The organism is Pseudomonas yamanorum, assembly GCF_900105735.1.
GTDB classification, from domain to species: Bacteria; Pseudomonadota; Gammaproteobacteria; order Pseudomonadales; family Pseudomonadaceae; genus Aquipseudomonas; species Aquipseudomonas yamanorum.
Genome location: NZ_LT629793.1, coordinates 6,273,770 through 6,291,226, shown reverse-complemented (window position 1 = coordinate 6,291,226; position 17,457 = coordinate 6,273,770). Strand labels below are relative to the sequence as shown.

Here is a 17,457-nt window from a genome sequence, read left to right as displayed (position 1 = left end):
GGCTCCTTAGCGGCGAATCGCCAAACGCTGTTCCAGGTAACGGAGCAGCATGGCAATGAGGTAACAGGCAGCCACGTAGAGCGCGGTCGTGACTATCCAGGTTTCAATCACCCGGTAGCTTTCGACGTTGATCTTGCGGGCGTAATAGGTCAGCTCCGGCACCGCGATGGCGGCCGCGAGGGAGGTGTCCTTGAACAGCGAGATAAAGTTGTTCGACAGCGCCGGCAACACGTTGCGCAGCATCACCGGCACGGTGATGTACGCGCGGATGCGCCATTCGCCCAGGCCGATGGCCAGGCCCGCTTCACGCAACCCCTTGGGAATGTTCAAGAGGCCTGCGCGGAATACTTCGGTGAGGTAGGCACCGGCGTACAGCGACAGGGTGATGATGAACGAGGGGATCTTGTCCAGCCGGATCCCGAGGCTGGGCAAGGCGAAGTAGATCAACAGGATCAGCACCAGGATCGGGGTGTTGCGGATCACCGTCACATACACCGAGGCCACGATGCGCAGCGCGCGGTGTCTGGACAGCATGGCAAACGCCATCAACAGGCCGATCACGCAACCGATGGCGATGGACAGCAGTGCCAGTTCAAGGCCGAGGCCGAGCCCCGCCAGCAAGCTGGGGAAGTCGCGCCACACAGCGGCAAAGTTCAACTGATAGTTCATGGTCAGCAGTACCTGATTGGGGCGCCGTCAGCGACGCCCCCAGTGTTTACGAATTACTTGAACTCAACCGGGAAACCGATCGCAGGCTCTGGCAGATCCACACCGAACCATTGCTTGAACGAGGCCTTGTACATCGGGAACTCCACGCCGGTCATGGCTTCGTGCAGCGCGGTGTTGACGAAGTTCAGCCAGTCCTGGTCGCCACGCTTGACGGCGCACGCGTAGGTCTGGGGGCTCCAGGCGTAGGCCGGGCTGCGGTAGCGGCCCGGGTTTTGCACCATCAGGTACTTGACCGAGGACTGGTCCGTGGCGGCGGTGTCGGCACGGCCGGAGTTCACGGCCTGGTACATCAGGTCGACGCTGTCGTACTGGTCGACCTTGGCTTTAGGCAAGGCCTGGTGCACCAGTTCTTCGGCGTAGACGTTTTGCAGCACGGCCACGGTGACGCTGTCGCCGGCCGCCTGCAGGTCTTCGATTTCCTTGTACTTGCTGTTGGCCGGCAGCAGCAGCCCCACGCCTTCGCGGTAGTACGGCAGGGTGAAGGCCACTTGCTGCGCACGGCTGGCGGTGACGGTGATGAACTGGCAGCTCATGTCGACCTTGTCGGTCAACAGGTTGGGAATCCGGGCGTCGGAGGACTGCACCACGTATTCGACTTTGCTCGGGTCGTTGAACAACCCCTTGGCCACGATGTGGCCGATGTCGATATCAAAACCTTGCAACTTGCCATCCGCTCCCTGGAAGTGCCACGGCGCATTGGTACTGCCTGTACCCACGATCAGATGCCCACGCTTGAGCACTGTATCGAGCTTGCTGTCCGCCGCCTGCACTACGCTGGCGAGGGAAGCCGATGCGGCGAAGAGAAAAACACACGCTTTGAACACGGAAGGTCGGTGATGCATGACAAGCACTCCAGGGGTTGTGTATTCCGCTATACCGGAACTTAGTATGTAACAACGGAATAGACAGCAGAAAGTGTGCCACACGCAGTAACAGAAAAATATTGCGGGATTAATTTCTTTTTAAATCAACGGGATAAATTTGTATCGGCAACAAGGCACTGGGCCAGCAGCTGAAATCGGATTGCTACCGTTGGCTACACACCGGGGTGACAGGCCACATTTGGGTGCGGGTGCGGGTCGTTACCGTGCACACAGCGGTGCGGCGGCCGTGAATGGAAGAATCCCGTGGCTGGGCTAGGCTTGGCAGATGATCGAGCCCCCAAGGAACGCGTTCAGATGAAGATCAGTCTTGTCCTTATGTTGTTGTCGCTGGCGTTTGCTACCCAGGTGTTCGCCAAGGATGACCGGCGCGAATGCAAGGCCGAGCTGGTCAAGCTGAAGGCGGCGTTCAGTACGAACTACACCACGCAGAATCATCATGGGTATCGTCGGGCGAAGGATGCCAAGGATCAGGGCGACTATAAGCAGTGCGTGGGGTTGGCGAAGAAGGCTCGGGAGCGGGCGGAGCGCTGAATCCTTCGGGGCTGCTGCGCAGCCCAGCGGGAGCAAGCTCCCTCGCCACAATGGACCAGTTGGAGGTGGGTACCTGTCAGTTTTGACAGTAGACGGTTTTGATCGCCGGGATTAGCGTGGGCCAGGCCTTTCGCTCAAGGAGATCATCATGGGAATTGCAACGGCGGTGATTGCCGATGCCAAGGCGTATCAGCAGGTGCTCAAGGCACACAAAACAGTGTTCATGCTGTTTGTTTCGCAGCATTGCCCGGCCTGCGGGGAAGCCGGGCCACTGTTTGAACGGATTGCCGGGAAATACGCCAGCTCCGTGAAAAGCCTGGTGCTCGACACTGCCCAAACCCCGAGGCACCCAGAGGTAACCGGCACTCCCACACTGCTGGTTTTCCAGAACGGCGAGATGGTCGAGAAGCTGAAGGGGTTCGACGAGAAGACCCTGAGCGAGACGTTCGCCAAGACCAGAATCAGTCCTCCAACATCAACCGCGCCGTCCCCGACACCCGAATCGAGGCACCCTTCTCATCAGTGATCTGCGCCTGCAAACGCGAACGGCTGCCCATGTCCTCGCCTTGAATGATGTTGATGCACCCGCTATGCGGCCAGCCCAGGTCCCGCAGATAGCCGGCAAAGGCGGCGGTCGCGGCGCCAGTGGCGGGGTCTTCGTACACACCACCCACCGCAAACGGGTTGCGGGTGTGGAACAGTGTCGGGCTTTCTGCAAACACCAGCACCACGGTGCCCAAACCGGCGTCGGTCATGTAGCGGCGACCGGCTTCCAGTTCATAGTGCATCTGGCTGAGCTTGGCGCGGCTGTCGAGCGCCAGCACCAGGTGGGAAATGCCAGCATGGATGATCGCCGGCGGAATGCTCGGGTCCAGGTCATTGCGGGTATAACCGAACAAGGTCAGGCCCGCGTCCACCAGCGCATCGTTGGCCGGTGCGCTGCGGGTTGGCGGGGATTGCAGGGCCGCTTCGATCAGGTCGCCTTCGCTGCGACCGCTGACGGAAATATCGCCGTTGTTCAAGGTCAGGTGGAATTCACCGTCGCCCAGCGCCAGGCTCAAGGCCGCGCCGAGGGCGATGGTGGCGTGCCCGCAAAACGCGACTTCGGACTCCGGCGCGAAGTACCGCACACGCCAGCCGTCATCCTGCGGGCAGGCGAATACCGTTTCCGAAAACCCGACTTCGTGGGCGATACGCTGCATTTCTGCGGCTTCCGGCAGGTTGTCACCGATCCATACGCCTGCCGGGTTACCGCCCTGGTTACCGTCACAAAATGCAGAAATCTTAAGCACGTCCAAAGTCATTCGGGTAACCCTTCCTTAACGGTTCAATGAGCGCCGATGCTATCCAAAGGCCAGCGCAGCGTCGAATGAAATTCACCCGTTAGAGAGGAGCCAGCAACACCTGAGTAACTCGCCGCTCCTCCACCGCTGCCACGGTCAGGCGCCACCCTTCATGTTCCAGGCTATCGCCGACGGCGGGGAGGCGATCCAGCAGGCTCATCACCAGCCCGGCCAGGGTCTGGTAATCCTCCGTCGCCACCGCCTTGAAGCCGGTGCGCTGGCGAATCAGGTTAAGGTTCAAGGCACCATTAACCCGAAAGCCACCCTCTTCCTCAACGATGTCTGGCCCTTCGACTTCACTCGCATCCGGCAACTCACCGGCGATGGACTCGAGGATGTCGGTCATGCTCAACACCCCGATAAAGTCACCAAATTCGTTGATCACGAACGCAATGTGAGTAGATTCCTGACGCATCTGCTCCAGGGCATTGAGAATCGAAAAACTCTCCAGCAGGTTGACCGCTCGGCGCGCCAAGTGCTCCAGGTTCGGCTCGTTACCGGCCAGGTATTCCTTGAGCAACTCCTTCTTGTGCACAAAGCCCAATGGCTCGTCGACATTACCGTTGCGGATCAAGGGCAGACGCGAGTAAGACGAATGCATCAGTTTCAGGCGGATAGTGTCGGGATCGTCCGACAGATCTATAGAGTCCACCTTCGCCCGAGGCGTCATCAGGGTACGGATCGGGCGTTCAGCCAGTTGCAGCACGCCACTGATCATCACCCGCTCACGCCGATCGAACAGCGGCCCGCCGTTGGCATCGGGGTTATCCAGCAGGTCGGCCACCTCTTCACCCACCTCCTCCACTGCCAGATTACGCCCGCCGAGCAAACGCATCACCGCATGGGCCGTGCGCTCACGCCTCGGCAGCGTGCCTTGAGCCGACTTCTTGCGGCGCGACCGAGCGATCTGGTTGAACACCTCGATCAGGATCGAGAAACCGATGGCCGCGTACAGATAGCCTTTAGGAATGTGGAAGCCCAGGCCCTCTGCGGTCAGGGCAAAACCGATCATCATCAGGAAGCCCAGGCACAGCATGATCACCGTCGGGTGGGCGTTGACGAAACGGGTCAGCGGCTTGCTGGCAACGATCATCAGGCCGATGGAAATGATCACCGCGATCATCATCACCGCCAGCTCATCCACCATGCCCACGGCAGTAATCACCGCATCGAGGGAGAACACCGCATCCAGCACCACAATCTGCGCAACGATCGGCCAGAACATCGCATAAGCCACGTTGCCAGTGCGCTGAGCCACATGCCCCTCAAGCCGCTCATGCAATTCCATGGTGGCCTTGAACAACAGGAACACCCCACCAAACAGCATGATCAAGTCACGGCCCGAGAAACTCTTGTCGAACACCTCGAACAGCGGCTGGGTCAGAGTCACCAACCACGAAATACTTGCCAGCAAGCCCAGACGCATCAGCAATGCCAGGGACAAACCGATCAGACGCGCACGGTCACGCTGCTCCGGCGGCAACTTGTCCGCCAGGATCGCGATAAACACCAGGTTGTCGATGCCCAGCACCAGCTCCAGCACAATCAAAGTCAACAGGCCGAGCCAGGCCGTTGGATCCGCTAACCATTCCATTTTTCAGTATCTCTTCAAGTTTTTCAGAATGCCGGGCACGGCAACGCACGGTCGAGGGACCGGGTAAGGGTAGGCAATCGGAAGACGGGATGCTTGGCCCGGAGGCAGGCGATCAGCGGGAACGGCGACAGTGCATGTCTTGGGGAAAGACGACTGGGAGGCTCCGAGAGGGTGTTCATGTAGGTCCTGTTGTGGAAAAAGGACTTGAATCGTACAGGCGAAACAGGAATTTCCTACAATGCAAAACTATTACAAGATCTGTAATGAATTGCGTGAAAGTCCCCTGAATAAAAAACATACCCTGCTTCAGTAGGAGCAAGCTTGCTCGCGATGGACGTGAACGATGACCCGGGAAGCCTGACACCCCACAGTGCTCTCCGGTTTTTCGCGAGCAAGCTCGCTCCTACAGAAAGCGGCCTGTTCAGAACGGTGCTTTCGTCATCACCCGCTCATCAATGAAGCGACGCAACATCGCAATCCGCTGCGTATAGGCTTTGCTCAGGCAACTGACTTGGGCGCCGCACGTATGCCGTTGCTTGAGCCACACAGCCTGATCATCCATCAACGAACCGCGCCCGCCCATGGCCATGAAGTGCCGGTTGAGGTCATAAAGCAGCGCCATGGTCACGTCCTGATCATTGAGGGAGCGCGTGGCACAGATGGTTTTCTCGTCAGGCGCCTTCGCCCGGTCACAGTCAAAACTGGCCGCCAGGCTTGCAGGGCTGAGCCACAACACGGAAAACCCGGCGAGCACTGCAAATACCGCCGGTTTAATCAAACGAACTACCATGGAAATGCCTCCTTTAGGAGCAAGCAGTAAGCGGCGCCATCAGTGAGTTGAGGTTTTAAACTTTGCAAACGCATCCAGATAAGCTGCCTTCAACCCCACACTGACGGCATCGAGGGTAGCTGAATTGAAAGCCACTTTATCCCGCTGAATAAGCGTCTGGCCTGCGCCTTTTATCTTGATTCGTGAATGCCCGGCATATTTGACACCGCCGATATAGACCGAAAGCTCTACATCAGTTGCATAGTATTCGGGATCACTCCAGGTTTTTACGAAAACCCGATCAATCTCGACCCGGGTTTTAATGGACGATGTCGAATCAGACCCTATAGCCCGCTTGGTAAAGCCAACCCAATCATCAACAGGAACATTGGCCATCCCCTCGTAGAGGCTGACGATTTCGTGATTCGCGGCATGCCATACAATCTTGCTTCGCTCAGTACAGGGCCCACAACGCTCGTAGCCTGAAACCCCGACAATATCCGACTGAACAGCACTGTTCTTAATGCTGGCCAACTCCGCGTCAGAGGTATAAGAAGCGAAGTGCAACTGATTGGTGACGCAACCACCCAGCATCAATAAAACAGCGATCAGCAACCCTGCTTTCATACTAAATCCCTAGAAAAAACCACTGCATTAAGAATGTCGCGCCTACAGATTGCCGCGAGCCACACCCTGCCCAAACCGATAAATCGCCAGGCAATACCCAATCAACGCCACTGCCGCCAGCAACCCGCCGGCCGCGCCGATCCAGGCGAAACCAAAGTGGCTGCCCACCCAACTGCCCATCAACGCCCCGCCGCCAATGCCGATGTTGTAGATCCCGGAAAACATCGCCATCGCCACATCCGTGGCATCCGGCGCCAGCACCAGCACCTTCGATTGCAGCGCCAGGCCAAAGCCCATGATGGCCATGCCCCAGAACACACTCAGGGTCACCAGGTACGACACCTCGCCACTCAACGGCAACAACAACGCCAGGCACAGCGCCAGGATGGTCACCGCGCTGATCAGGAAACGATGGGGATTAAAGCGATGCACCAGGCTGAACAACAACGAACCAATGATCCCCGCACCGCCGAACACCAGCAGGATCAGGGTCACGGTATTGCCACTCATACCGGCAACACCTTCAACAAACGGCTCAACATAGCTGTAGGCCGTGAACTGCGCCGTCACCACCATCGCCGTCAGCACGTACAGCGCCACCAGTGCCGGGCGCTTGAACAGCAGCGGCAGGCTGCGCAACGAGCCGGAGTTCTGGCTCGGCAGCAGCGGCAAGGTGCGCGCCAGCCAGAACACCAGCCCGGCGGCAAACGCGCCGATCACCAGAAAGGTGGTGCGCCAGCCCATGGCTTCGCCCAGCAGGCGGCCGAGCGGGATGCCCAACACCATGGCCAGGGAGGTGCCGGTAGCGAGCAAGCCGAGGGCCTGCACCTGCTTGCCCTCCGGTGCCAGGCGCACCGCGAGGGAGGCGGTAATCGACCAGAACAACGCATGGGACAGGGCAATGCCGACCCGGCTGAGCATCAGGATGCCAAAGCTGGTGGCCACGCTGGACAGGATATGGCTGGCGATAAACATGCCGAACAGCACGATCAGTAGCTTGCGCCGCTCGACGTTGCGGGTCAGCAGCATCACCGGCAGCGAGGTCAGGGACACGATCCAGGCATAGATAGTCAGCATCAGGCCGACGCTGGCAATGGGCATGTCGAAGCTCGCCCCGATGGCACTCAGCAGGCCGACCGGCACAAATTCGGTGGTATTGAAAACGAAAGCGGCCAACGCGAGAGCGAAGACCGGTTGCCAGTTGGCTTGAGGTGTTGCGGCGGAAATGCTCATTGACAGGTCGTCGTACTCGTTTGCGCGCAGATCAAGCCGGCCCGATGCCGGGCCTTGAGCCGCGCGCAAAAAATAGTAACACGACGATTCAGGGATCGACTTGCCCCATCAGCTCGGGAATCGATTCCGGACGCTTGGCATACCGCTGGGCCAGCGCCGCACAGACCATCAACTGGATCTGGTGAAACAGCATCAGCGGCAAAATCAACACGCCCATACTCGCCCCGGCGAACAACACCTGGGCCATCGGCACACCCGTGGCCAGGCTTTTCTTCGAGCCGCAGAACAGGATGGTGATCCGGTCTTCCTGGCTGAAACCGAACGCCTTGCCCAGCACCGTCGACGCCACCAGCACCAGCCCCAGCAACACACAGCACGCCACCACCAGGCCGCCCAGCTCCCACAACGGAATCTGGTGCCAGATGCCTTCGTTGACTGCTTCACTGAACGCGCCGTAGACCACAAGCAGGATCGAACCCTGGTCGACGAACTTCAGCCAGGACTTGTTACGCCCCACCCACTCGCCGATCCAGCGACGGGCGATTTGCCCGGCGATGAACGGTAGCAGCAGTTGCACACTGATTTTCAGGATCGCATCGACGGTGGAACCGCCATCGCCATGCACGTTGAGCAGCAAGGTCACCAGCAACGGCGTCAGGAAGATCCCGAACAGGCTCGACGCTGCCGCGCTGCAAATCGCCGCCGGGATATTGCCTCGGGCCAGCGACGTAAAGGCAATCGCCGACTGCACGGTGGCGGGCAACGCACACAAATAGAGCATGCCCATGTACAGGTCTTTGCCGATCAGCGGCGACAACACCGGCTTGAGCGCCAGGCCCAGCAGCGGAAACAGCACGAAGGTCAGGCTGAACACCAGCAGGTGCAGGCGCCAATGCCCGGCACCGGCGACGATGGCCTGACGCGACAGCTTGGCGCCATGCAGAAAAAACAGCAGCGCGATGGCCAGGTTGGTCACCCAGCCAAAGGCCACGGCGGTCTGGCCGCTGGCGGGCAACAGGGACGCGAGGATCACCGTGGCCACCAGGGTCAGGGTGAAGTTGTCAGGTAAAAAGCGTGGGCGGGTCATAGGCCAATCTTCCAGAGGTTGCCAAGAGCATCGTCGCGACTCTAACGTAACGGCTTGTTACCGACTAACGCCAATGAGCCAGTAAATGCCGCCTAAAGGACATGACAAAACCGTGCGCCGCAGCGTGCCCGGGCTTTCCAGCCTGCCGAGGCCGGTGTATGGCCGCACCGAATCCCTGCCCAACCGCGCACTGACCCGCCGCCACAGTCACCCGTGGGTGCAGTTGTCCTACGCGATATCCGGGGTGCTGGAGATCCAGACCAGTGTCGGGCGCTTCGTCGCACCGCCCCAGCGGGCCGTGTGGATCCCGGCCGGCATGCCACACCGGGTATTCAGTTCGCCCCATACCGAGATGCGCAGCTTGTACCTGGATTGCAGCGTCACCGGCTGGGCGGCCGACCGCTGCCAGGTGCTGGCGGTGAGCAGCCTGTTGCGGGAGTTGATTCGCAGCTTCAGTGAATTGCCGGTGGAATATGCCGAGGACGGCCCGGATGGGCGATTGGCCCAGGTAGTACTGGACCAGTTGGCCGCTGCACCTCAGGTCGACCTGATGTTGCCGCTGCCCGCCGACAGCCGCTTGCGCCAGATTTACCGCAGCCTGAACCTGCACCCCGAGCAGCAAACCACCCTGGGGCAATGGAGCCAGAAACTGGCGGTCAGCGAGAAAACCCTCAGCCGGCTGTTCCTGAGCGACACCGGCCTGACCTTCCGCGCGTGGCGCCAGCGCTTGCGATTGTTAAGCGCCCTGCCCGCCCTGGAACAGGGTGAACGGGTGACCGATGTGGCATTGGCCTGTGGTTACGAGTCCACCTCAGCGTTTATCAACGCCTTCCGCCAGCAGTTCGACGCCACACCGGGCGAGTTCTTCCGCTGATCATCAGACAAAGAAGCTCCGGAGCGAAAACTGGATTTCCTGTGGGAACTGGTTCCCCTGTGGGAACTCGCCCCCCTGTGGAAACTCGGTCCCCTGTGGGAGCTGTCGAGCCTTAGCGAGGCTGCGATGGCGGCCTGACTGTCGACATCTCTATTGCCTGACAGGGCCTCATCGCAGCCTCGCTAAAGCTCGACAGCTCCCACAGGGAATCCAGTTAAACAGTTAAACAGTTAAACAGTTAAACCTCGCTCACGCCTGCGCCTTGGCCAACACCGCCTGCAACAACACATCCGCCCCCGCCGTCGACCACTGCGGATAAATCTCCTCCGCCTCGTTATGGCTCAGCCCATCCACACACGGCACAAAAATCATCGCCGTCGGCGCCACCCGGTTCAGGTAGCAGGCATCATGCCCGGCCCCGGAAATCATGTCGCGATGGCTATATCCCAACGCTTGCGCCGAAGCCCGCACCACCTCCACACACTCACTGTCGAAGGCAATCGGCGCGTACTGGAAGATCTGCTTCACGCTGTGCTGCAAACCAATCCCCTCGGCAATTCGCGCCACGGCCGCCTGCAGTTGCTGATCCTGATACCCCAGCACTGCCTCATCCGGGTGCCGAAACTCGACACTGAAAAACACCCGCCCCGGCACCACGTTGCGTGAGTTGGGGAAGATGTTCGCCATGCCCACCGTCGCCCGCCCTTCGGCACCCTGCTCCAGGCCGATCTGGTTCACCGCCTCCACCACCCGCGCAAACCCGAGCAACGCATCCAGGCGATGATCCATCGGCGTCGTCCCGGCATGGGCACTGCGCCCGCTCAGTTCCACTTCATACCAGCGCTGGCCCTGGGCACCGGTGACCACACCAATGGTGAGGTCCTGGGCTTCAAGAATCGGCCCCTGCTCAATATGCAGCTCAAACGCCGCATGCACCGCCTGGCCACCCACTTGATGCGAACCGGCATAACCAATCTGCTGCAACGCCTGGCCGATGGTGATGCCAGCCTTGTCTTCCCGGGACAGGCCGTACTCCACGTCAAACACCCCGGCATACACCCCCGAGGAAATCATCGCCGGGGCAAACCGCGAGCCTTCTTCGTTGGTCCAGTTGACCACTTCGATAGGCCGCTCGGTCTCGATCCCCAGGTCATTCAAAGTGCGCAGCACTTCCAGCCCGGCCAGCACGCCGTAGATACCGTCGTACTTGCCACCCGCCGGCTGGGAATCGCCGTGGGAGCCGGTCAGCACCGGGGCCAGGTGATCCTGCCGCCCGGCGCGTCGGGCAAAGATATTACCCATGGCATCCACCCGGATACTGCAACCCGCCGCCTCGCACCACTGCACAAACAGGTCACGACCCCGACGATCCTCATCGGTGAGGGCCAGGCGCGAGACCCCGCCCTTTTCGGTGCCGCCGATCTGCGCCATTTCCATCAGCGAGTCCCACAGGCGCTCGCCATTGACCCGTGCCAAGTCGCTCATGAACGCGGCTCCTGGGGTTTGGCCCGGTAGCGGAAGTCACAGTGATGGGCGCCGCCCATGATGGTCTGGGTTCGGGTCAGCTTGATGTCCGGGTTGTAGCCGACGATAAACAACTCATCGCGGTTGCACGACAGCAAGTGCCCGATCTCCCCCAGGCCCATCTCGTGGTACATCTCGGCGTAGCGGCAGCGCTTCACGTCGTAGTCGTAGTGCTCGGCGTCGCTGGCGATGATCTCGACCTTGAGCGCATCGTCTTTTTCCCAGAGCACCTGCAGCTCGACGAAGCTCTTGAGGTCGGCGCCCTGCTCTTCCAGCTCGGCAAAGTGCTTGCCGGCCTGGATCGCCGCATTGCCCACCGCCTCGCCGATCACCGCCGCCGCAAAGTCCTTGCCCTGCTCGCGTACCAGGATCTCGTAGATCGGCTTGATGATTTCAGCTTCGATCCGCCGCCGGGCCAGGATGCCCAGTTCACCTTCCAGCTTGCTCATTGTGTGCCTCCTACAGGGGTGGGTTGTTACTTGCCGCCCGCCACACTGACTGGCTGCCACTGATTACTTTTGACCTGATACACGGTGAACGACGGCTTCTTCAGATTGCCCTCGGCATCAAACGCAATGGTCCCGGTCACGCCCTGATAGCTGATGGCGCGCAACACCGGCAGGTACTTTTGCGGGTCGACCGAATCGGCCTTCTCAATTGCCGCCACCAATACCCCGACGCCGTCATAGGCAAACGGCGCATGCAGTTCGATCGGCGCCTTGTAGCGATCCTTGTAAGCCTGTTCAAACGCATTGCCACCGGGCATCTGCGACACCGCCAGACCCGGCTCCAGGGCAATCACGCCCTCGCCTTCGTTCTGCGCCAGTTGCAGGAAGGTCTGGCTGACAAACCCACCGGCGCCCATCAACGGTGCCTTGATGCCCAGTTGCTTGATACGCCTGGCCAAAGGCGCGGCCTGGGAATCGACGCCACCAAAGAAAATCAGGTCCGGGTTCTGGCTGCGGATGTTGGTCAGCACCGCGCTGAAGTCGATGGTCTTGTCGTCCACGTATTCACGGGAGACGACCTTGGCGCCACCGGCCTCAATGGATTTGACGAACTGGTCCGCCAGGCCCTGGCCGAACGCGGTACGGTCGTCGATCACCGCAATGCGCCGGGCCTTGAGGGTGTTCAAAGCATAGTCGCCGGCCACCTGGCCGCCATCGTCGTCATGGCCCATGATCCGGAAGCTGGTGTCGAAGCCCTGCTGGGTATACGCGTGCCCGGTAGCAACCGGGGCGACTTGCGCGATACCTGCATCGTGATAAACCCGCGCCGCCGGGATGCTGGTGCCGGTATTCCAGTGGCCGACCACGCCCACCACGCCTTCGTCCACCAGGCGCTGGGCCACGGTGACGGCAGTGCGCGGGTCGGATTGATCGTCTTCGGACAGCAGCTTGAAGGTCACCGCCTCACCGTTGATTTTCGGGTGCTTGGCGTTGGCCGCGTCGATGGCCAGTTGCGCGCCGTTTTCCAGGTCCTTACCGATCCGCGCCGACGGACCGGTCAACGGTCCGGCCAGGCCGATCAATACGGTCTGGTCGGCCTGGGCCATGGCACTCGCCAGGCTGCTCAGGGCCAGGCCGATCACTAGGGTGTGCTTGAAAGTCTTCATAAGGGGTTCCTGTTTCTTTACGGGCTGGTCGGAACACGCCGGGCGTCCGGTAGCGTCAGGGTTGATTCATTCACCGAGGTAGGCACTGCGCACCTCGGGGTGGTCGAGCAATTCATGGGACGGGCCAGTGAGGCTGATGCGCCCGGTGTCCATCACATAGGCGCGGTCGGTGACCTGCAGCGCGAGCCGGGCGTTCTGCTCCACCAGCAGCAGGGTCATGCCCTGGCGGCACACGTCGTCGATCACCTGGAAGATCTTCTCCACCATGATCGGCGCCAGGCCCATGGACGGCTCATCCAGCACCAGCAAGCGCGGCTTGGAGAGCAGTGCCCGAGCCAGGGCGAGCATTTGCTGCTCGCCACCGGAGAGCAGGCCGGCGGACTGTTGCAGGCGCTCTTCCAAACGCGGGAAGTGCTCGAACAGCTGGCGGATCTCGCGGTTGACCTGCTCGGTGTCACGACGCAGGAAGGCTCCGGCCTGGAGGTTTTCCAGCACGCTCATGCGCGCAAAAATGCCGCGCCCTTCCGGCACCATGGCAATGCCCTGGCGCAGCAGTTGGTCCGGTGCCTGGCCAAGGATCGAACGCCCGGCAAAATGGATCTGCCCCGCCGCTGCCGGCAGCAGTCCGGTGAGGGCCTTGAGGCTGGATGTCTTGCCGGCCCCGTTGGCACCAATCAAGGTCACTCGCTCGCCTTCGTCGATGTGCAAATCCAGGGACTTGACTGCTTCGATGGCGCCGTAACGCACCTGCAAGCCGACAACGTTCAAGAGTGCTTCAGACATGGGCACTGGCTCCCAGATAAGCCTGGATCACCGCCGGATCGCGGCGCACCTCGGCAGGCGCGCCCACGGCAATCACTTGCCCGTAATCCAGCACGCTGATGCGGTCGCAAACTCCCATCACCAGCTTTACGTCGTGCTCGATCAGCAGCAGGGTGTGGCCGTCGTCGCGGATCTTTTCCAGCAGACCGCGCAGTTGCACTTTCTCGGCAGCGTTCATACCGGCGGCGGGTTCGTCGAGGGCGAGCAGGCGCGGTTCGGTGGCCAAGGCACGGGCGATTTCCAGGCGGCGTTGATGGCCGTAGGACAAACTGTCGGCGCGGTAATTGGCGAACCCCGCCAGCCCGACATACGCCAACAGGCGATGGGCATGGGCGCGGGTTTGCGCCTCCTCTTCCCGTGCCCGGCGATGCCGACTCAAGGCGGCCCACAAGCCGTTACGGGTGCGCACATGGCGGCCGACCATGACGTTTTCCAACGCGCTCATGGCGTTGAACAGGCGGATATTCTGGAAAGTCCGGGCAATGCCAGCCTGGGCAACCTGGTGCACGCTGGCTGGTTTGTAGTCCTGGCCGTCCAGCTGAAAGCGGCCGGAATCCGGGGTATAGAGGCCGGTCATCACGTTGAAGAAGGTGGTTTTACCGGCGCCATTCGGCCCGATCAAGCCATAGATTTCGCCAGGCTGGATACTCAGGCTTACGTTCGTCAGCGCCGCCACGCCGCCGAAGTGTTTGTTCACCTGGTCGATCTGCAACAACGGCTGATTCATCGCGCAACTCCTTTCGGCCACAGGCCTGCCGGGCGATAGAGCATCGCCAGGATCAAGGCCAGCCCGTAGAACAACTGGCGGATGATCTCCGGGTCCACCAGCACCTGGCCGAACAGCGCCTGCTGCAACGGTCCCATGCTGGCGCGCAACGCTTCAGGCAACGCCGCCAGCAGTACACAGCCAAGAATCACCCCGGGGATGTGGCCCATGCCGCCGAGCACCACCATCGCCAGCACCGCGATCGACTCGTTGAGGGTGAAGGATTCCGGCGAGACAAAACCCTGGAACGCGGCAAACAGCGCCCCGCTCACACCACCAAACCCGGCGCCGATGGCGAACGCCAACAGCTTCAAGCGCAGGGTGTTGACGCCCATGGCCTGGGCCGCCTCTTCGTCTTCGCGAATCGCCACCCAGGCCCGCCCGATGCGCGAGCGCTCCAGACGGATGCAGGCAAACAGGATCAGCACCACCAGCGCGGCGAACAGGTAGTAATACAGATAGACCGAAGGCAGGCGCAGGCCGAACAGCTCCTGGGTGCGCCCGAGGTTGATCCCCAGCAGGTTGATCGGATCGACCTGGGAAATACCTTTGGGCCCGTTGGTGATGTTCACCGGACGGTCGAGGTTGCGCAGCAGGATGCGGATGATTTCACCAAAGCCCAGGGTCACGATGGCCAGGTAATCGCCGCGCAGGCGCAGGGTCGGCGCGCCCAGCAATACGCCAAAACCCGCCGCCAGCAACGCGGCCAAGGGCAGGATCAGCCAGATCGAGGTGTGCATGCCCGCCGGCAACAACGCCAGCAGTGCCGGGAATTGCTGCATCAGGTGCGGTGAGGACAGCAAGGCCGCGAGGTAGGCGCCCACCGCGTAGAACGCGATAAAGCCCATATCCAGCAGCCCGGCGTAGCCCACGACGATGTTCAGGCCCAGGGCCAACATGATGTACAGCAACGCGAAATCGAGCGTGCGCACCCAGGTATTGCCGCCGGCATGCCCGACAATCCACGGCGCCAGCACCAGCGCCACGGCGAACAATACAAGGCCAAAGCTGGCGCGCTGTCGGGAGGTATTCAGGAAACTCATGCGCGGGTCGCCAGTCGTTCACCCAACAGCCCCGAAGGACGAAATACCAGCACCGCGATCAACACGATAAAGGCAAACACATCCTGGTAATTGCTGCCGAACACACCATGGGTGGCGGCGCCCAGGTAGCCGGTGCCCAGCGCCTCGATCAACCCCAGCAGCAGGCCTCCAAGCATCGCGCCCTTGAGGTTGCCGATACCGCCCAATACTGCCGCGGTGAACGCCTTGATGCCCGGCAGGAAACCCATGTAGAAATGCGCGCTGCCGTAGTTGCTCGCCATCATGATCCCGGCCAATGCCGCCAGGGCGCCGCCAATGGCAAAGGTCAGCACGATGATGCGGTTCGGGTTGATGCCCATCAGGCTTGCCACCTGCGGGTTCTCGGCCACGGCGCGCATGGCCCGGCCAAAGCGTGTGCGCTCCACCAGCACCAGCAGCGCGACCATCACCGACAGCGCCACGGCGATGGTGGTCAGGGCAGTGGCGTTGGTGATCGCCGGATGCACCGAAGCTCCGGCGAGGACTTCAATCGGTTCCAGCGGCAGCAGTTGCGGGAACATCTGCGGGTTGCGCGTCCACACCAGCATCGCGATGGTTTGCAGCAACAACGAGACACCGATGCCGCTGATCAACGGCGCCAGGCGCGGCGCATTACGCAGGCGCCGATACGCGACCCGCTCAATCAGCACCGCAAGGACCGCGCAGAACGCCATGGCAATCACGGTGGCCACCAGCAGCACCAGCACCGGCGGCATCGCCGGCCATGTCACCTGCAGCAGGCGAATCACCGAGAGGCCCACCAAAGCGCCAATCATCAACACATCGCCGTGGGCAAAGTTGATGATCCGCAAAATGCCGTAGACCATGGTGTAACCCAAGGCCACTAGCGCATAGAGACTGCCCGTCATCAAGCCATTGAGCAGTTGCTGGATAAACGCATCCATGAAAACCATCGACCTCATTTCTTACGAGGGCGGCACACTAAGCATCTATTCTATTTTTATCAAATATCAGAAATTCATATGGTTATGCCAAATGCATTAAGCGCTATAACCGCCATAAATACGGCATTTATGGCTCTTTATTTGCCACATCACTTAGTATTTAATTCAACACATGAATAATTTAGAACAGTTAGCTAATGACCCGCCACTGCGTGCCGTGCGCACCTTCGAAGCGTTCGCCCGCCACGGCGGAGTGAATTCCGCCGCCCGCGAGCTGGACGTGTCGCCCTCCGCCGTCAGCCATCAACTGCACCTGCTGGAAAGCTTTCTGCAGCAACCGCTGACCTTGCGTCAGGGCCGCAACCTGGTGCTCACCGAAGAAGGCCGCGAGTACTACCGGGCAATCCGCTCGGCCTTCGCCGTGCTGCGCAGCGCCACCGAACACGTGCGGGAAAAAAGCGCCACGCGCCAGGTCACCATCAGCCTGATCCCGCTGTTCGGCATCAACCTGTTCATCCCGCGCCTGGCACAGTTCCTCAAGGACCACCCGGCGCTGGACATCAACGTCACCTACGCCAACCACCGCAGCTACCCCAGCGACGCCGCCGACCTGTCGATCCGCTTCGGCACCGGGCACTGGCCGGGGTACCACAGCGAACCGTTGATCTCGGGCGCCGTCACGCCGTATTGCAGCCGCGCATTCCTGGAGCAACACGGCCCGATCGACACACCTGAGGCGTTGAGTGAATTGCCGTTGCTGCACGACGAAGAGCGCGGCACCTGGAGCCAATGGTTCCAGGCCGCCGACGTGCATCACGGGACCGCGCTGAATGGTTTGCTGCTGGAGGATGGTCAGTTGGCGCTGACGGCCACGCTGACCGGGTTGGGCTGCGCACTGCTGCGCGAGCCGCTGGTGGCGCCGCATGTGGCAAATGGGGAGTTGGTGAAGCTGTTTGATCTACAGGTCGATGATGGCCGCCAGTACTACCTGTGCCGCCGGGCCAGCAGCGAGTTGTCGAGTGAGGGGAATCACTTGTATGACTGGATCAAGAGCAACCTGGCGGGGAATTGA

Annotated in this window: 19 protein-coding genes; 4 read left to right on the top strand and 15 right to left on the bottom strand. The window is 60.9% G+C overall.

Annotated features, from left to right (window positions below; translation table 11 throughout):
- Positions 1-6: 6 nt before the first annotated feature.
- Both BLU46_RS29340 and BLU46_RS29335 read right to left on the bottom strand, forming a co-directional pair.
- Positions 7-669 (bottom strand): amino acid ABC transporter permease, encoded by a 663-nt coding sequence (locus BLU46_RS29340; RefSeq protein WP_093208829.1) that lies wholly within the window; start codon positions 667-669, stop codon positions 7-9.
- 53 nt (positions 670-722) lie between these two features.
- Positions 723-1,571: a transporter substrate-binding domain-containing protein gene (locus BLU46_RS29335; RefSeq protein WP_017479817.1), complete on the bottom strand. Its 849-nt coding sequence runs from the start codon at positions 1,569-1,571 to the stop codon at positions 723-725.
- A gap of 336 nt (positions 1,572-1,907) precedes the next feature.
- Here BLU46_RS29335 and BLU46_RS29330 point away from each other — a divergent pair, with 336 nt between their 5' ends.
- A complete protein-coding gene (locus BLU46_RS29330; RefSeq protein WP_093208824.1) occupies positions 1,908-2,144 on the top strand; it encodes a hypothetical protein in 237 nt (78 codons plus the stop codon).
- Positions 2,145-2,292: 148 nt separating this feature from the next.
- Positions 2,293-2,670, top strand: coding sequence for a thioredoxin family protein (locus BLU46_RS29325; protein WP_093208818.1), 378 nt, complete (start codon positions 2,293-2,295; stop codon positions 2,668-2,670).
- Here BLU46_RS29325 and BLU46_RS29320 read toward each other — a convergent pair.
- The 6 genes from BLU46_RS29320 to BLU46_RS29295 all read right to left on the bottom strand — a co-directional run bounded on the left by BLU46_RS29320 (position 2,606) and on the right by BLU46_RS29295 (position 8,797).
- A complete protein-coding gene (locus tag BLU46_RS29320) occupies positions 2,606-3,448 on the bottom strand; it encodes a PhzF family phenazine biosynthesis protein (protein WP_093208814.1) in 843 nt (280 codons plus the stop codon). The two genes, BLU46_RS29325 and BLU46_RS29320, sit on opposite strands and share 65 nt — an antisense overlap.
- Before the next feature lie 79 nt (positions 3,449-3,527).
- Positions 3,528-5,081 (bottom strand): TerC family protein, encoded by a 1,554-nt coding sequence (locus BLU46_RS29315; protein WP_063029207.1) that lies wholly within the window; start codon positions 5,079-5,081, stop codon positions 3,528-3,530.
- 421 nt (positions 5,082-5,502) lie between these two features.
- Positions 5,503-5,871 (bottom strand): lysozyme inhibitor LprI family protein, encoded by a 369-nt coding sequence (locus BLU46_RS29310; protein WP_093208810.1) that lies wholly within the window; start codon positions 5,869-5,871, stop codon positions 5,503-5,505.
- A gap of 39 nt (positions 5,872-5,910) precedes the next feature.
- Entirely contained in the window at positions 5,911-6,477 is a 567-nt protein-coding gene (locus BLU46_RS29305; RefSeq protein WP_063029201.1) for a hypothetical protein, read from the bottom strand.
- 42 nt (positions 6,478-6,519) lie between these two features.
- Positions 6,520-7,710, bottom strand: coding sequence for a sugar transporter (locus tag BLU46_RS29300; RefSeq protein WP_093208805.1), 1,191 nt, complete (start codon positions 7,708-7,710; stop codon positions 6,520-6,522).
- Between the two features lie 88 nt (positions 7,711-7,798).
- A complete protein-coding gene (locus BLU46_RS29295; RefSeq protein WP_063029197.1) occupies positions 7,799-8,797 on the bottom strand; it encodes a bile acid:sodium symporter family protein in 999 nt (332 codons plus the stop codon).
- A gap of 85 nt (positions 8,798-8,882) precedes the next feature.
- Between BLU46_RS29295 and BLU46_RS29290 the strand changes: the two genes are divergently transcribed.
- Positions 8,883-9,671: an AraC family transcriptional regulator gene (locus BLU46_RS29290; RefSeq protein WP_093208800.1), complete on the top strand. Its 789-nt coding sequence runs from the start codon at positions 8,883-8,885 to the stop codon at positions 9,669-9,671.
- Positions 9,672-9,920: 249 nt separating this feature from the next.
- Here the strand turns inward: BLU46_RS29290 and BLU46_RS29285 are convergent, their stop codons facing one another.
- From BLU46_RS29285 to BLU46_RS29255, 7 genes are all read right to left on the bottom strand, one after another.
- On the bottom strand, positions 9,921-11,156 hold the full coding sequence (locus BLU46_RS29285; protein WP_093208795.1) for a Zn-dependent hydrolase: 1,236 nt from the start codon (positions 11,154-11,156) through the stop codon (positions 9,921-9,923).
- Positions 11,153-11,644 carry an L-2-amino-thiazoline-4-carboxylic acid hydrolase gene (locus tag BLU46_RS29280; protein WP_010173377.1) on the bottom strand — a complete coding sequence of 164 codons (492 nt, stop codon included), beginning with the start codon at positions 11,642-11,644 and terminating at the stop codon, positions 11,153-11,155. Before BLU46_RS29280 ends, BLU46_RS29285 begins: the two co-directional genes overlap by 4 nt.
- A gap of 26 nt (positions 11,645-11,670) precedes the next feature.
- Positions 11,671-12,810, bottom strand: coding sequence for a branched-chain amino acid ABC transporter substrate-binding protein (locus BLU46_RS29275; RefSeq protein WP_093208791.1), 1,140 nt, complete (start codon positions 12,808-12,810; stop codon positions 11,671-11,673).
- A 66-nt stretch (positions 12,811-12,876) separates the two neighbouring features.
- Positions 12,877-13,593 (bottom strand): ABC transporter ATP-binding protein, encoded by a 717-nt coding sequence (locus BLU46_RS29270; RefSeq protein WP_093208787.1) that lies wholly within the window; start codon positions 13,591-13,593, stop codon positions 12,877-12,879.
- Positions 13,586-14,359 carry an ABC transporter ATP-binding protein gene (locus tag BLU46_RS29265; RefSeq protein WP_093208784.1) on the bottom strand — a complete coding sequence of 258 codons (774 nt, stop codon included), beginning with the start codon at positions 14,357-14,359 and terminating at the stop codon, positions 13,586-13,588. Before BLU46_RS29265 ends, BLU46_RS29270 begins: the two co-directional genes overlap by 8 nt.
- Entirely contained in the window at positions 14,356-15,441 is a 1,086-nt protein-coding gene (locus BLU46_RS29260) for an ABC transporter permease subunit (RefSeq protein ID WP_093208779.1), read from the bottom strand. The genes BLU46_RS29265 and BLU46_RS29260 overlap by 4 nt, the downstream gene beginning before the upstream one ends.
- Complete coding sequence (locus BLU46_RS29255) at positions 15,438-16,385, bottom strand: branched-chain amino acid ABC transporter permease (RefSeq protein WP_093208774.1); 948 nt, start codon at positions 16,383-16,385, stop codon at positions 15,438-15,440. Before BLU46_RS29255 ends, BLU46_RS29260 begins: the two co-directional genes overlap by 4 nt.
- 172 nt (positions 16,386-16,557) lie before the next feature.
- Between BLU46_RS29255 and BLU46_RS29250 the strand changes: the two genes are divergently transcribed.
- A complete protein-coding gene (locus BLU46_RS29250) occupies positions 16,558-17,457 on the top strand; it encodes a LysR substrate-binding domain-containing protein (RefSeq protein ID WP_093208768.1) in 900 nt (299 codons plus the stop codon).